Annotated in this window: 12 protein-coding genes; 6 read left to right on the forward strand and 6 right to left on the reverse strand. The window is 66.2% G+C overall.

Going from position 1 to position 14,501, the window contains the following annotated elements; genetic code table 11:
* Positions 1-30: 30 nt before the first annotated feature.
* From phoU to JQX08_RS21780, 6 genes are all read right to left on the reverse strand, one after another.
* The gene (gene phoU, locus JQX08_RS21755; protein ID WP_205350546.1) at positions 31-774 is read right to left on the reverse strand and encodes a phosphate signaling complex protein PhoU; all 744 of its coding nucleotides are present in this window, start codon (positions 772-774) and stop codon (positions 31-33) included.
* Positions 775-920: 146 nt separating this feature from the next.
* Entirely contained in the window at positions 921-1,754 is an 834-nt protein-coding gene (gene pstB / locus JQX08_RS21760; protein ID WP_205350547.1) for a phosphate ABC transporter ATP-binding protein PstB, read from the reverse strand.
* A 171-nt stretch (positions 1,755-1,925) separates the two neighbouring features.
* On the reverse strand, positions 1,926-3,596 hold the full coding sequence (gene pstA, locus JQX08_RS21765) for a phosphate ABC transporter permease PstA (protein WP_205350548.1): 1,671 nt from the start codon (positions 3,594-3,596) through the stop codon (positions 1,926-1,928).
* Between the two features lie 33 nt (positions 3,597-3,629).
* The gene (locus JQX08_RS21770; protein ID WP_430472560.1) at positions 3,630-5,915 is read right to left on the reverse strand and encodes an ABC transporter permease subunit; all 2,286 of its coding nucleotides are present in this window, start codon (positions 5,913-5,915) and stop codon (positions 3,630-3,632) included.
* 99 nt (positions 5,916-6,014) lie between these two features.
* Positions 6,015-6,986, reverse strand: coding sequence for a phosphate ABC transporter substrate-binding protein PstS family protein (locus JQX08_RS21775; protein WP_205350549.1), 972 nt, complete (start codon positions 6,984-6,986; stop codon positions 6,015-6,017).
* Positions 6,987-7,170: 184 nt separating this feature from the next.
* Entirely contained in the window at positions 7,171-8,460 is a 1,290-nt protein-coding gene (locus JQX08_RS21780; protein WP_205350550.1) for an MFS transporter, read from the reverse strand.
* Between the two features lie 283 nt (positions 8,461-8,743).
* On the opposite strand from JQX08_RS21780, the gene JQX08_RS21785 reads away from it, so the two are divergent.
* The 6 genes from JQX08_RS21785 (at position 8,744) to tssE (ending at position 14,477) form a co-directional block, all read left to right on the forward strand.
* The gene (locus tag JQX08_RS21785; RefSeq protein ID WP_205350551.1) at positions 8,744-9,148 is read left to right on the forward strand and encodes an acyl-CoA thioesterase; all 405 of its coding nucleotides are present in this window, start codon (positions 8,744-8,746) and stop codon (positions 9,146-9,148) included.
* A gap of 120 nt (positions 9,149-9,268) precedes the next feature.
* Positions 9,269-10,186, forward strand: a complete 918-nt coding sequence (locus JQX08_RS21790; RefSeq protein WP_205350552.1) for a D-hexose-6-phosphate mutarotase — start codon at positions 9,269-9,271, stop codon at positions 10,184-10,186.
* A gap of 326 nt (positions 10,187-10,512) precedes the next feature.
* Positions 10,513-12,024, forward strand: a complete 1,512-nt coding sequence (tssA, locus tag JQX08_RS21795) for a type VI secretion system protein TssA (protein WP_205350553.1) — start codon at positions 10,513-10,515, stop codon at positions 12,022-12,024.
* Between the two features lie 27 nt (positions 12,025-12,051).
* On the forward strand, positions 12,052-12,564 hold the full coding sequence (gene tssB, locus JQX08_RS21800) for a type VI secretion system contractile sheath small subunit (protein WP_205350554.1): 513 nt from the start codon (positions 12,052-12,054) through the stop codon (positions 12,562-12,564).
* 4 nt (positions 12,565-12,568) lie between these two features.
* Entirely contained in the window at positions 12,569-14,044 is a 1,476-nt protein-coding gene (gene tssC, locus JQX08_RS21805) for a type VI secretion system contractile sheath large subunit (RefSeq protein ID WP_205350555.1), read from the forward strand.
* Between the two features lie 4 nt (positions 14,045-14,048).
* A complete protein-coding gene (gene tssE, locus JQX08_RS21810; protein WP_205350556.1) occupies positions 14,049-14,477 on the forward strand; it encodes a type VI secretion system baseplate subunit TssE in 429 nt (142 codons plus the stop codon).
* The last annotated feature ends 24 nt before the right edge of the window (positions 14,478-14,501 follow it).

The raw sequence follows: 14,501 nt of genomic DNA on the forward strand, positions 1-14,501 counted from the left end.
GGCCACTGGCCAACTTTGCTGACCGCAGGTTCAGACTTCCGGGGTGTCGTTGCCGCGGTCGCCCTGCACTTCTTCCTTCATGCGGGTCAGGCCGAGGTGGCGCACGTCGGTGCCGCGCACCAGGTAGATCACCAGTTCGGCGATGTTGCGCGCGTGGTCGCCAATGCGTTCCAGCGAGCGCAGCGCCCAGATCACGTTGAGCACGCGGGAGATCGAGCGCGGGTCTTCCATCATGTAGGTGACCAGTTCGCGCAGCGCGGTCTTGTACTCGCGGTCGATGGTCTTGTCGTACTGCGCCACCGACAGGGCCAGGTCGGCGTCGAAGCGGGCGAAGGCGTCGAGCGCCTCCTGGACCATCTTGCGCACCTGCTGGCCGATGTGGCGCACCTCGACGTAGCCGCGCGGCGACTCGCCCTCCTCGGTGAGCAGGATGGCGCGCTTGGCGATCTTGGTGGCTTCGTCGCCGATCCGCTCGAGGTCGATCACCGACTTGGAGATGCTGATGATCAGGCGCAGGTCGGAAGCGGCCGGCTGGCGGCGGGCGAGGATGCGCAGGCATTCCTCGTCGATGTTGCGCTCCATCTGGTTGATCTGCTCGTCGATTTCGCGGACCTGCTGGGCCAGCCCGGAGTCGGCGTCGATCAGCGCGTTGACCGCGTCGTTGACCTGCTTCTCGACCAGCCCGCCCATCGCCAGGAGGTGGCTGCGCACCTCCTCCAGTTCGGCGTTGAACTGCTGGGAAATGTGATGGGTGAGGCTGTCTTTGTTGATCATTATCGGACCCTTGAAAGCTGGTTCTTGGCCTGGCGTCAGCCGGCTCTTGGCAAATCGTGCTGGGCTAGGAGGCGCCACGCAGACGGTACAACCGAGTACGGCAAGTGGCGCCGACGACGTCCAGCGCGATTTGCCATAGCCGGCGGCTAGCCGTAGCGGCCGGTGATGTAGTCTTCGGTCTGCTTCTTCGCCGGGTTGGTGAACAGCGTGTCGGTGTCGCCGAACTCGATCAGCTTGCCCATGTACATGAACGCGGTGTAGTCGGAGACGCGCGCCGCCTGCTGCATGTTGTGGGTGACGATGACGATGGTGTACTTGCTCTTCAGCTCGTAGATCAGCTCCTCGACCTTCAGCGTGGAGATCGGGTCGAGCGCCGAGCAGGGTTCGTCGAGCAGCAGCACTTCCGGCGACACGGCGATGGTGCGGGCGATCACCAGACGCTGCTGCTGACCACCGGACAGGCCGAGCGCCGACTCGTGCAGGCGATCCTTGACCTCGTTCCACAGCGCCGCCGCCTGCAGCGCCCACTCCACCGCCTCGTCGAGGATGCGCTTCTGGTTGATGCCCTGGATGCGCAGGCCGTAGGCGACGTTCTCGTAGATGCTCTTGGGGAACGGGTTGGGCTTCTGGAACACCATGCCGACCCGGCGACGCAGCTCGGCGACATCCTCGCCCTTGCGGTAGATGTTGTGGCCGTCGAGGTTGATCGCGCCGTCGACGCGGCAGCCGTCGACCAGATCGTTCATCCGGTTGAAGCAGCGCAGCAGAGTCGATTTACCGCAGCCGGACGGGCCGATGAAGGCGGTCACGCGCTGCTTGGGGATGTTCATGCTGACGTCGTACAGCGCCTGCTTGTCGCCGTAGAACAGGTTCAGCCCGGGGACTTCCAGCGCCACGCTTTCCTCGGCCAGGCGCAGGCTCTGTTTGGCGCGGCCGAGAGCGGCCATGTCCAGGCCGTGGGTATGGGTGTCGGTTTGCATAGCGCAACCTCGAATGCTCAGTGTGCGTTTGGCTGGCCGATGGTCAGGCCAGCGATAAGTCCAGCAATTCTGTGTTCCGTCGTTCCCGCGAAGGCGGGAATCCAGTGCTTCGGTAGCCTGGGATGCCGCGCCGTCCTGGGTCCCCGCCTTCGCGGGGACGACGGTTGAAACCTAGTTGTCCAGCGCCTTGTACTTCTCGCGCAGGTGGTTACGGATCGCCACCGCCGAGAGGTTGAGCAGCGCGATCACCAGCACCAGCAACAGCGCGGTGGCGTACACCAGCGGCCGCGCGGCCTCGACGTTGGGGCTCTGGAAGCCGACGTCGTAGATATGGAAGCCGAGGTGCATGATCTTCTGGTCGAGGTGCAGGTACGGGTAGTTGCCGTCCACCGGCAAGCTCGGCGCCAGCTTGACCACGCCGACCAGCATCAGCGGCGCGACTTCGCCGGCGGCACGCGCCACGGCGAGGATCATGCCGGTCATGATCGCCGGGCTGGCCATCGGCAGCACCACCTTCCACAGCGTCTCGGCCTTGGTCGCACCGAGCGCCAGCGAGCCTTCGCGCACCGCGCGGGGAATCCGCGCCAGGCCTTCCTCGGTGGCGACGATGACCACCGGCACGGCGAGCAGCGCCAGGGTCAGCGAGGCCCACATCAGCCCCGGCGTACCGAAGGTCGGCGCCGGCAGCGCCTCGGGGAAGAACAGGCGGTCCAGCGAACCGCCCAGCACGTAGACGAAGAAGCCCAGGCCGAACACCCCGTAGACGATCGCCGGCACGCCGGCCAGGTTGTTCACCGCGATGCGGATGGTCCGCGTCAGCACGCCCTGCCGCGCGTATTCGCGCAGGTAGACGGCAGCCAGCACGCCGAACGGGGTGACGATCACCGCCATGATCAGGGTCATCATCACCGTGCCGAAAATCGCCGGGAAGATGCCGCCCTCGGTGTTCGCCTCACGCGGGTCGTCGCTGAGGAATTCCCAGAGCTTCTTGAAGTAGAAGCCAAGCTTGTCGAGCACCGACATGGCGTTCGGCTGGTAGGCGTGCACCACCTTGCCGAGGCTGACTTCGACTTCCTGGCCATTGGAGGCGCGCATCACCACGCTGTCGCGGTTGAACGCTTCGTGCAGGCCGATCAGCTGGCTCTCCAGCGCCTTGTAGCGGGCATCCAGTTCGGCGCGCTGGGCGGCGATGTCGGCCTGCGCGGCGTCGCTCAGCTTGTGCTCGAGCTCCAGCTTGCGGGTCTGCAGGCGCAGGCCTTCCAGGCCGTGGTTGATCGCGCCGATGTCGCCCTTCTCGAGGCGGTACAGCTGCGCGTACAGGTCGTTGACCCGCGCCAGGCGCTGCTGCAACTCGGGCAGCGCGGCGGCGCCTTCGGCGACCACCTTGCCCTGCTCCTTGACGCTGACCAGGCTGCCGTAGAAGTTGCCCCACTCGCGGCGTTCGAGGGTGATCAGCTCGGCCGGGGTGCTGACGTCGGTCAGCCACTCGCCGACCATCCAGCTGAAGTCGCTGCCGAACACGTCGCGGTTGCCGATCTTCAGCAGCTCGCGGGTCATGAACTCGGGGCCCTCGGCGGGCACCGGCAGGCCGGCGCTCTTCAAGCGCTCACGCGGGACTTCCTCGCGCTGCACTTCCTCGCCGATGACCCGCACCGCGGCCTGGCCGGGTACCACGTAGGTCGCTTGCAGCAGATCGGCCGGCCAGAAGTGGCCGAGGCCGCGCACGGCGATCACGGCGAGCAGACCGATGGTCATGATCACCGCGATGGACACCGCGCCACCGCTCAGCCAGACGCCCGGGGCGCCGCTCTTGAACCAGCTGTTGAGGGTTACCTGTTTCACCGTTAGATACCTTATCTCTTGAGCCGAGCGCGCTTACAGCGAGGCGTATTTCTTGCGCAGCCGCTGACGAATCAGTTCGGCCAGGGTGTTCATCACGAAGGTGAACAGCAGCAGCACCAGTGCGGAGAGGAACAGCACCCGGTAGTGCGTACCGCCGACTTCCGATTCGGGCATTTCCACCGCGACGTTGGCGGCCAGGGTGCGCATGCCTTCGAACAGGTTCATCTCCATCACCGGGGTGTTGCCGGTGGCCATCAGCACGATCATGGTCTCGCCGACTGCGCGGCCGAGGCCGATCATCAGCGCCGAGAAGATCCCCGGGCTGGCGGTAAGGATCACCACGCGGGTGAGCGTCTGCCAGGGCGTCGCGCCGAGTGCCAGGGAGCCCAGGGTGAGGCTCTTCGGCACGCTGAACACGGCGTCTTCGGCGATCGAATAGATGTTCGGGATCACCGCGAAGCCCATCGCCAGACCGACGATCAGGGCGTTGCGCTGGTCGTAGGTGATACCCAGGTCGTTGCTGATCCACAGGCGCATGTCGCCGCCGAAGAACCAGGCTTCGAGGTGCGAGCTGATGCCCAGGGCGAACCAGCCGGCGATCAGCACGGTGGGGATCAGCAGGGCGCTTTCCCAGCCTTCCGGCACGCGCAGGCGCAGCGACTCGGGCAGGCGGCTCCAGGCGAAGCCGGTGATCAGGATCGCCAGCGGAGTCAGCAGCAGCAGGCTGAAGATCCCCGGCAGGTGGCCTTCGACGTACGGGGCGAGGAACAGCCCGGCGAAGAAACCGAGGATCACCGTCGGCAGCGCTTCCATCAGCTCGATCACCGGCTTGACCTTGCGGCGCATGCGCGGGGCCATGAAGTAGGCGGTGTAGATCGCCGCGGCGATGGCCAGCGGGGCGGCCAGCAGCATGGCGTAGAACGCCGCCTTGAGGGTGCCGAAGGTCAGTGGCGCAAGGCTCAGCTTGGGCTCGAACTCGGCGTTGGCGGCGGTCGATTGCCAGATGTACTTGGGCTCGTCGTAGCTCTCGTACCAGACCTTGCTCCACAGCGCGTTCCAGGAAATCTCCGGGTGCGGGTTGCGCAGGCTGTAGGGGTGCAGGCTGTTGCCGCTTTCCACCAGCACGCGGTTGGCGCGCGGCGAGAGGGCCAGCAGGTCGGCGTTCTTGGCCAGCGGCTCGATCAGCAGGGTGCGCTGCGCGGTGCTGTGGAACACGCCGAGGTCGCCGGCGGCGTTGCTGGCGATGAAGCCCTTGCGACGCTCTTCCGGCTTGATCTGCAGCACCGCGCTGGCGCCCAGCTGGAAGTCGCGGATGTGCGACAGGCGCGGCTCGCCGTCGGTGTCGCGGGCCATGAACCACTGGCTGATACCGCCGGTGGAGTCGCCGATCAGCAGCGAGATGCCGCCGAGCAGCTGGGCGCTGGCGGTGACTTCCGCGGTGGAATCCTCAAGCAGCTTGTAGCGGCCGTTGAGGCTCTTGCTGCGCAAGTCGAAGACGTCGGCCTGGGCGCGGCCGTTGATCACGTACAGCCACTGCTGGCGCGGGTCGATGTACAGCGCTTTGACCGGCTCGGCAATCTGCGGCAGGACGATGCGCTGCTGCTCCAGGCTGGTCTCGCCGGTGAGCATGTTCTCTTCGCGGCTCAGCGCCAGGGCCAGGGTGTCGGTACCGACCGAGCCGGCGAGCACCAGCCTGTCGCCAGTGTCGACCAGGCTGACGTGCTCCAGCGCGCGGCCCTGCTCGTCGAGCACCAGCGGCTGCTCGCCGTAGGGGTAGCTAAGCTGCGGGGTGATGGTCTTGTGGTTGTCCGGGTAGGTGACCTTGTAGAGGTGCTTGAACACCAGCGCGCTGCCGTTCGACAGGCCCAGCGCCACCTGATTGTGGCCGGGTTGATCCTGGCCGATCGCGGTGATGGTCACGCCGGCCGGAATCGGCAGGCTGACGCGCTTCAGCTCGGCGCCGTTCTTCACGGCGAAGAACACCACCTGGCCGTCGCCGCCGACGCGCACGGCGATCTGGTTCTGCTCCTCGATGCTCAGCAGCAGCGGCTTGCCGGCCTGCTGCAGCCACGCCGGAGTCTGTTCCTTGCGGGCCTCGAGCTCGGCGCCCTTGAACAGCGGGGCGACCACGTAGCCGAGGTAGAAGAAAATCAGGGTGATCGCACCGAGCACCGCGAGGCCGCCGACCAGCACGTACCAGCGCGTCAGGCGATCCTTGAGGGCGCGCAGCACGCGCTTGCGTTTGAGTTCGGGCGTATTGAAGTCAATCCGCACCGGCGAGGAATTTGCGGTCATGGGGGAGTTGGTCAGATCGTTCATGGGCTCACCCTAGCGGCGCCGTGTGACAGAAAGATGACAAAGCAGTGGCGTGTCGAAGCCCGCCCGACGGACTGGCCGTGGGCGGGCTGCAGGAAACCCTTACAGACCCAGGTCTTTCAGGGCTTTTTCGGCGACCTTGGCCGGGACCGGGATGTAACCGTCCTTGACCACGATCTGCTGGCCGCCTTGCGACAGCACCAGCTTGACGAACTCGGCCTCCAGCGGAGCCAGCGGCTTGTTCGGCGCCTTGTTGACGTAGACGTAGAGGAAGCGTGCCAGCGGGTACTTGCCGTTCAGGGCGTTCTGCTCGTTGGCTTCCTCGATCTCACCGCCTTCGGCCTTGGTCAGCGGTACGGCGCGGACGCTGGCGGTCTTGTAGCCGATGCCCGAGTAACCGATGCCGTTCAGCGAGGAGCTGACCGATTGCACCACCGAGGCGGAACCCGGCTGCTCGTTGACGTTGGCGGCGAAGTCGCCTTTGCACAGTGCTTCTTCCTTGAAGTAGCCGTAGGTGCCGGACACCGAGTTACGGCCGAACAGCTGGATCGGCTTGGCCGCCAGGTCGCCGGTCACGCCCAGGTCGCCCCAGGACTTCACGCTGCTCTTGGCGCCGCACAGGCGGGTGGCCGAGAAGATCGCGTCGACCTGCTGCATGGTCAGGCTCTTGATCGGGTTGTCCTTGTGCACGAACACCGCCAGGGCGTCGACCGCCACCGGTACGGCAGTCGGCTTGTAGCCGTACTTCTCCTCGAAGGCCTGCAACTCGACGTCCTTCATCTTGCGGCTCATCGGGCCGAGGTTGGCGGTGCCTTCGGTCAGCGCGGGTGGCGCGGTGGACGAACCGGCCGCCTGAATCTGGATGTTCACGTTCGGGTATTCACGCTTGTAGGCCTCGGCCCACAGCGTCATGAGGTTGGCCAGGGTGTCGGAACCGACGCTGGACAGGTTGCCGGATATCCCGGTGGTCTTGGTGTAGGCCGGAATGGCCGGATCGACAGCGGCAACCGCGCTTGCGGTGGCGACGCCAGCGGCGACGAAGGTCAGGGCCGCCATCAAACGCTTGAGTTTCATGCTTGCTCCTAGCGGTAGGGGTAGTGATGGAACGGGGGCCAGTATCGACAGGCCGCATGAACACTCTATGACTGGAATGTGACAGTTGGATGACTGGCCAGCATTGCGCTGGCCAAGGTTCAGGCGGGGATGTGCAGAGGGGGAGCGCGGCCGGCGAATGCCGCCGCGCATCAGTGGGCGGGCCTTAGCGGCCGCGGCGCAGCAGGTGCAGACCGACCAGCGCACCGAGGCCGCAGAGGGCGACCACGTAGTAGGCCGCCCCGAGCGGGTCGGCCTTGATCAGCAGGGTGACCAGCATCGGCGTCAGCCCGCCGAAGATTGCATAGGCCAGGTTGTAAGAGAACGACAGGCCGGAGAAACGCACCGCCGGCGGGAAGGCGGTGACCATCACGTAGGGCACCGCACCGATGCTGCCAACGCACAACCCGGTCAGCGCATACAGCGGGAACAGCCAGTCCGGATGGGCATGCAGGCTGGTGTAGAAGGTCCAGGCGACCGCCGCCAGCAGCAATCCGCCAATCAGCAGTACGCGGCCGGCGCCGAAGCGGTCGGCGAGAATGCCGGCGGCGATGCAGCCGAGACTGAGGAAGACAATGGCCAGGCTGTTGGCCTGCAGCGCAGTGGCGGCAGCGAAACCGTACTGGGTCTGCAGCAGGGTCGGGGTCATGAGGATCACCACCACGATGCCGGCGGTCAGCACCCAGGTTAGCAGCATCGACAGCAGCACCGCGGCGCGGTGCTCACGCACCACGGTCTTCAGCGGCAGCTCATCGGCCAGCGCCTTGCGCAGCTGCAGTTCGGCGAACACCGGCGTCTCGTGCAGCCAGCGGCGCAGGTAAACGGCGAGCAGGCCGAACACCCCGCCAAGCAGGAACGGCACGCGCCAGGCCCAGGCCAGCACCTCCTCGGCGCTGTACAGGCTGTTGATCAGCGTGGCCATCAGCGAGCCGAGCAGAATCCCGGCGGTCAGTCCCGAGGTCAGCGTGCCGCAGGCGTAGCCGACATGCCGCGCCGGCACGTGCTCGGAGACGAACACCCAGGCGCCCGGCACCTCGCCGCCGATCGCCGCCCCCTGCACCACGCGCAGGCTGAGCAGCGCCAGCGGCGCCCAGATGCCGATCTGCGCGTAGGTCGGCAGCAGGCCCATGAGCAGAGTCGGCACCGCCATCAGGAAGATGCTCAGGGTGAACATGCGCTTGCGCCCGAGCAGGTCGCCGAAGTGCGCCATGACGATGCCGCCCAGCGGCCGCGCCAGGTAGCCGGCGGCGAAGATGCCAAAGGTCTGCAGCTGGCGCAGCCACTCGGGCATGTCGGCGGGGAAGAACAGCTTGCCGACCACCGCGGCGAAGAACACGAAGATGATGAAGTCGTAGAACTCCAAGGCGCCGCCCAGGGCGGACAGCGACAGCGTCTTGTAGTCGTTACGGGTCAACGGGCGCGCGCTGGGCGCGGCGTCGAGGGGCACGGAGGTCATGGTGCGGCGTTCTCGTCAGGGGGGTGGCGCGACAGGTGCGGCACGATAGCAAATTGCCCGGACGGCGGCAGCCAGGGCACACGGCCCGGTCAAAACGTAACCGAACGGTCGTCGCCCGGCGTAAGCCCCGATATACTGCGCCCTGGAAGTCGCCCAGCCTGCATGGATGAGGCCAGCGCGACCCGGGGGTATGCCCTTTTGCGGCGGGAAATTCCGCCTGTTCACCCATACACCCTACCGTCAGCCCAACCAAACAAGAGCAATGGGTCCGAGGCACCCCGGCATGATCGAACTCGAAAACGAAAACCTCACTCCGCAAGGCGACCTGGCCCTGCAGATCATTGCGCTGCCGCGCGAAACCAACGGTTTCGGCGACATCTATGGCGGCTGGCTGGTATCCCAGATGGATCTGGCCGGTACCGCCATGGCCAGCAAGGCCGCCGGCGGCCGCGTCGCCACCGTGGCCATCGACCGCATGGCGTTCCTCGTCCCGGTCGCCGTCGGCGCCCAGCTGTCCTTCTATACCCAGCCGCTGCAGATCGGCCGCAGCTCGATCCAGATGCTGGTGGAAGTGTGGAGCGACGACCCGCTGTCCAGTGAATGGCGCAAGGTCACCGAAGCGGTGTTCGTCTTCGTCGCCATCGACGGCAGCGGCCGCACCCGCCCGGTCCCGCCCCGCCGCGGTTGACCCGCCCCGAACACGCCGGCCCTGAGCCGGCGTTGTTTTTTCCGCAAACGGAACGCCGACGGTTGGCCTGTGGCCCAAGCTGATGTCCAATAACCCATCAGCTGCCCGGAGGTATCCGCCATGACCACCCTGTCCCCTGTCCCCCAGGTCGAACGCATCGAGCTCGGCGAACTGGTCTGCTGGCGCGTGCGCACCTCCGGCGCCGAACTGCTGATCGCCCAACAGGGCGCCCAGGTGCTCAGCTACCAGCGCGACGGCGAAGCGCCACTGATCTGGCTCAGCGAACAGGCCAGCTACCGCAAGGGCCAAGGGGTGCGCGGCGGCGTGCCGGTGTGCTGGCCATGGTTCGGCGACCTGCAGCGCAACCCGGCGGCGGTCCAGCAGATGTACCGCGGCAGCGACCCCGCGCCGGCCCACGGCCTGGTACGCAACCTCGACTGGCAGCTGCTAGAGGTAGATGCACGCGCCGACGCGGTCGACCTCGACTTCGCCTTCATCCAGCCCGAGCAGGGCCCGGCCGGCTGGCCGCACAACGTCGACCTGCGCCTGCACATCCATCTCGACCAGCGCCTGCACCTCAGCCTCAGCAGCCACAACCGCGGCACCCAGCCGGTCAGCCTGAGCCAGGCGCTGCACACCTACTTCGCGGTCAGCGACATCCACCAGGTGCAGGTCGAAGGCCTGGCCGGCAGTCACTACATCGAAACCTTGCACGACTGGGAGGAACGCACCCAGCACGGCGACCTGGTGTTCGAAGGCGAAACCGACCGCATCTACCTCGACCTGCCGGAGCGCGTGAGCATCCTCGACCCGGCCTGGCAGCGCCGCGTGCACCTGCACAGCAGCGGTTCGCGTTCGGCGGTGGTGTGGAACCCATGGATCGACAAGTCGCTGCGCCTCTCGCAGTTCGCCAGCGACGCCTGGCAGCGCATGCTGTGCATCGAGACCGCCAACGTGCTCGACGATGCCGTGCAGTTGGCCGCCGGTGAGCGCAAGAGTCTGGCGGTGAGTCTGTGGGCCGAGCCGCTCAGCCGCTGAAGTAACCATGCGACTAGAATCTTCTACTTAATTAAGCGGAACTTTCTTCACAACTTTTCTGCAACAACTCCCCATTTCTGAGAAGTGCATCGCTGTTTTCGAAAGTTAATTAACAGCGCAACTTTCGCCGCCACAATTCCGCCCCGCTGCAAACGCTCTGCCGACTACCCATCCGTGGGTTGCCGCCACCCCACCTGCTACCTAGCATGCCCCTCCGCAGCAGGATCGCTGCGCCAGTGATGCACATGGACGTGCGCAACAAGCTGCCCACCGAACGGCGCGATTAGTGTCGGCGTTAGTTGCGCACTTGTTAACTGAGTCAGGGAATGACCTATATAAATCCACTCGCCGTTGATTATCTGCGGCTCGCCCAGCACGGCATCGCGCCCGACAACTTTGTCGGCGCCGATATGCGTTATTCCGCGGAATACGAACTGCTGGAAAATGAACTGGGCAAGGCCGCCGCCCTGCAGGCCGGCAATATCGACTGGGCGCTGGTGCGCAGCCAGGCCGAGGCCCTGCTCGCGACGCAGAGCAAGGATTTGCGCGTCGCTGTCTGGCTGGTCTGGAGCCTCTACCAGTGCGAGTCGCTCCGCGGTCTGCACGCCGGCCTGCAGATGCTCCACGAGCTGTGCGCCGCGCAGTGGGACGCACTGTTGCCCAGCAAGCCACGCACCCGCCTCGCCGCCCTCACCTGGCTGGCGCAACGCCTCGAGCAGCTAGGCGGTGCGCTGCCGGCATCCGTTGCTGAACCGCTGGCGCGGGCACTGATAGAAGTGCTCACGGCATTCGACAGTCTGCTAACCGCGCGCTTCGACGCGCCCGCACTATCTCTACACGCGCTGATCCAAAGCCTGCAGGAGCTGCTCACCAGCACGCCAACCGCCGCGCCGGTGCGGCCTGCTCAGCCGCTGGCGGTTGCACCGAACGGCATGCCGGACAACGACGCCGAGGCCCAGCGCCAGCTGCGCCACCTGCAGGAGCTCGCCCGCCCCTTGGCCAGCTACTGGCTCACCCAACGCCCCGGCGACCCACGCGCCGTGCGCCTGGCGCGCGGCCTGCAATGGCTGGCGATCGACAGCCTGCCGACTTGCGACGACGCGCGCATCACCACCTTGCGCGGCCTGCCGGCGGGCAAGGTGGCCAGCTACCGTGAGCGCCTGCAACAGAAGCCGAGTGGCGAACTGCTCGCCGAACTGGAGGCCAGCGTGGCCCGCGCGCCGTTCTGGCTCGACGGTCAGCGTCTGGTCTGGCAGTGCCTGCAACTGCTCGGCGCGCCCATTGCAATGCGCGAAGTGGAAGGCCAGCTGGCGCTGTTTCTGCAACGTCTGGATGGCGTGGAGACCCTGCACTTTCACGACGGTACGCCGTTCGCCGACGCCGAGACCCTGGTTTGGATCGCCACCCAGGTCCGCCCTCAACCGCTGGCGCCCCTCGACTCCAACCGCTCCGCGGCCGACGCGCCGGCCTGGACCCAGGCCCTCGACACAGGACGCGCCACCCTGCGCCAGCACAACCTGAAAGCCGCCGTGCGCCTGTTAAAGGATGGCATGCGCACTGCCCGCGGCGGTCGCGAACAGTTCTTCTGGCAACTGACCCTGGCCCGCCTGTGCGTCGAGGCCAGCCGTTACGAACTGGCAAAACCGCTGCTCGAATCGCTCGACCGGCAACTGCTCAGCACTGGCGTAGCCGACTGGGAACCCGACCTCGCGCTGGAAGTCCTGCAGTTGCTGCACAGCTGCTGCCAGCGCCTGACCCGCAAGAACGATCCCGGCGACCAGCAACACGAAATTCACCGCCGGTTGTGCCGCCTCGACCTCGAGGCGGTGCTGGATTGACCCGCTGAACACACAGGAGAAACACCCATGGCCAAGGAAGGCACCGTCGCACCGAAGGAACGTATCAGCGTCACCTTCAAACCGGCGACCGGCAACACCCAGGAAGACCTCGAGCTGCCGCTGAAACTGATGGTCCTCGGCGATTTCACCCAGCGCAGCGACCCGCGCAAACTGGAGGAGCGCAAACCCATCGCCATCGACAAGCACAGCTTCGACGAGGTGCTGGCCAAGCAGGAGCTGCAGCTCGACCTCGCCGTCGCCAATCGCCTGCAGGACGAGCCGGACGCCAGTGAATTGGGTCTGCAGCTGCGCTTCAACGCGCTGGAGGATTTTCACCCCGCCCAGCTGGTCAGCCAGGTCCCCGAGCTGCGCCAGCTGATGGAGCTGCGCGACGCCCTGGTGGCCCTCAAGGGCCCGTTGGGCAATGCCCCCGCGTTTCGCGCCGCCATCGAGAAGGTGCTCGCCGACGAGGAGTCGCGCGGGCGCGTATTGGCTGAGTTGGGCCTGATCCCTGCGCCTGTCTCCGCTGACGAGGAGTAATGTGATGAACAACCCGAACGCCGTCAGCTCCGCGCGCAGCCTCAGCGACACCGGTCTGCTCGACCGCATCATTGCCGAAACCCGGCTGAACCCCGACGACGAGGCCTATGACATCGCCAAGCGCGGAGTCAGCGCCTTCATCACCGAGCTGCTGAAGCCGGACAACCGCCACGAGCCGGTGAAGAAGGCCCTGGTCGACCGGATGATCGCCGAGATCGACGGCAAACTCAGCCGGCAGATGGACGAGATCCTCCACCACGCCGAGTTTCAGGCACTGGAGTCGGCGTGGCGCGGCCTCAAGCTGTTGGTCGAGCGCACCGACTTCCGCGAGAACATCAAGTTCGAGCTGCTCAACGTGTCCAAGCAGGACCTGCTCGACGACTTCGAGGACAGCCCGGAGCTCGTCCAGTCCGGTCTCTACAAGCACGTCTACAGCGCCGAGTACGGCCAGTTCGGCGGCGAGCCAGTGGGTGCCATCGTGGCCAACTACTACTTCGATCCGAGCGCGCCGGACATCAAGACCCTGCAGCATGTCGCCGCCGTCGCCAGCATGGCCCATGCGCCGTTCATCGCCGCCGCGGGCCCGCAGTTCTTCGGCCTGGCCAGCTTCACCGGGCTGCCCGATCTGAAGGACCTCAAGGATCACTTCGAAGGCCCGCAGTTCGCCAAGTGGCAGAGCTTTCGCGAGCGCGAGGACGCACGCTACGTTGGCCTGACCGTGCCGCGCTTCCTGCTGCGCACGCCGTACGATCCACGCGAGAACCCGGTCAAGCGCTTCGTCTACCAGGAGACCGTGGCCCACGACCACGAGCACTATCTGTGGGGCAACACCGCCTACACCTTGGCCAGTCGTCTCACCGAAAGCTTCGCCAAGTACCGCTGGTGTCCGAACATCATCGGCCCGCAGAGCGGCGGCGCGGTCGACGATCTGCCGCTGCACCACTTCGAAAGCATGGGCGAGATCGAGACCAAGATTCCCACCGAAGCACTGGTCACCGACCGCCGCGAATACGAACTGGCCGAACAGGGTTTCATCGCCCTGACCATGCGCAAGGGCAGCGACAACGCCGCGTTCTTCTCGGCCAACTCGGCGCAGAAACCGAAATTCTTCGGCAACAGCGAGGAGGGCAAGCACGCCGAGCTCAACTACAAGCTCGGCACCCAGTTGCCCTACCTGTTCATCGTCAACCGCCTGGCCCATTACCTCAAGGTCCTGCAGCGCGAACAGATCGGCGCCTGGAAGGAGCGCACTGACCTCGAGCAGGAGCTGAACAAGTGGATTCGCCAGTACGTTGCCGATCAGGAAAACCCCAGCGCCGAAGTGCGCAGTCGGCGGCCGCTGCGTGCCGCGCAGGTGCTGGTCAGCGATGTCGAGGGCGAGCCGGGCTGGTATCGGGTCAGCTTGAACGTGCGCCCGCACTTCAAGTACATGGGCGCCGACTTCACCCTGTCGCTGGTCGGCAGGCTGGACAAGGAGTAGCGGCATGCGCGGCTACGGCAGCTTGTTCGAGCGCCTCAACGGCAGTGCCGCGCAGCGCGCCGGCTGGAGCCAGGAGACGGCCATCGGCGCTTCGGTGGCAGCACACCTGGCGCGGATGCTCAGCACCCGCGCCGGCAGCGTGCAAACGCTGCCCGACTATGGGCTTCCCGATCTCAACGACCTGCGCCTGTCGCTGCACGACGCCCGGCAACAGGCGCGCGCCGCCATCGAAGGCTTCATCGAAGCCTACGAGCCGCGCCTGAGCCAGGTGCGCGTGCTCAGCCAAGCCAACCACCGCGATCCGCTGAGTCTGGCGTTCGCCATCGACGCGCAGCTCGAGGTCGACGGTTGCCGGCGCCCGGTGTGCTTCTACGCGCAGTTGGACGGCAGCGGCCAGGTCCGCGTCGACACCGGTGCCGGGCAGCTTCGCTGACCGCCACGGCACGCTCAAGGAAGA

It is taken from the genome of Zestomonas insulae (assembly GCF_016901015.1).
GTDB classification, from domain to species: Bacteria; Pseudomonadota; Gammaproteobacteria; order Pseudomonadales; family Pseudomonadaceae; genus Aquipseudomonas; species Aquipseudomonas insulae.

What these genes read in the sequence shown, in the direction of transcription:
- phoU (WP_205350546.1), bottom strand. Translation starts at nt 774, where the DNA reads ATGATCAACAAAGACAGCCTCACCCATCACATTTCCCAGCAGTTCAAC.
- pstB (WP_205350547.1), bottom strand. Translation starts at nt 1,754, where the DNA reads ATGCAAACCGACACCCATACCCACGGCCTGGACATGGCCGCTCTCGGC.
- JQX08_RS21770 (WP_430472560.1), bottom strand. Translation starts at nt 5,915, where the DNA reads ATGAACGATCTGACCAACTCCCCCATGACCGCAAATTCCTCGCCGGTG.
- JQX08_RS21775 (WP_205350549.1), bottom strand. Translation starts at nt 6,986, where the DNA reads ATGAAACTCAAGCGTTTGATGGCGGCCCTGACCTTCGTCGCCGCTGGC.
- JQX08_RS21780 (WP_205350550.1), bottom strand. Translation starts at nt 8,460, where the DNA reads ATGACCTCCGTGCCCCTCGACGCCGCGCCCAGCGCGCGCCCGTTGACC.
- JQX08_RS21785 (WP_205350551.1), top strand. Translation starts at nt 8,744, where the DNA reads ATGATCGAACTCGAAAACGAAAACCTCACTCCGCAAGGCGACCTGGCC.
- JQX08_RS21790 (WP_205350552.1), top strand. Translation starts at nt 9,269, where the DNA reads ATGACCACCCTGTCCCCTGTCCCCCAGGTCGAACGCATCGAGCTCGGC.
- tssA (WP_205350553.1), top strand. Translation starts at nt 10,513, where the DNA reads ATGACCTATATAAATCCACTCGCCGTTGATTATCTGCGGCTCGCCCAG.
- tssB (WP_205350554.1), top strand. Translation starts at nt 12,052, where the DNA reads ATGGCCAAGGAAGGCACCGTCGCACCGAAGGAACGTATCAGCGTCACC.
- tssC (WP_205350555.1), top strand. Translation starts at nt 12,569, where the DNA reads ATGAACAACCCGAACGCCGTCAGCTCCGCGCGCAGCCTCAGCGACACC.
- tssE (WP_205350556.1), top strand. Translation starts at nt 14,049, where the DNA reads ATGCGCGGCTACGGCAGCTTGTTCGAGCGCCTCAACGGCAGTGCCGCG.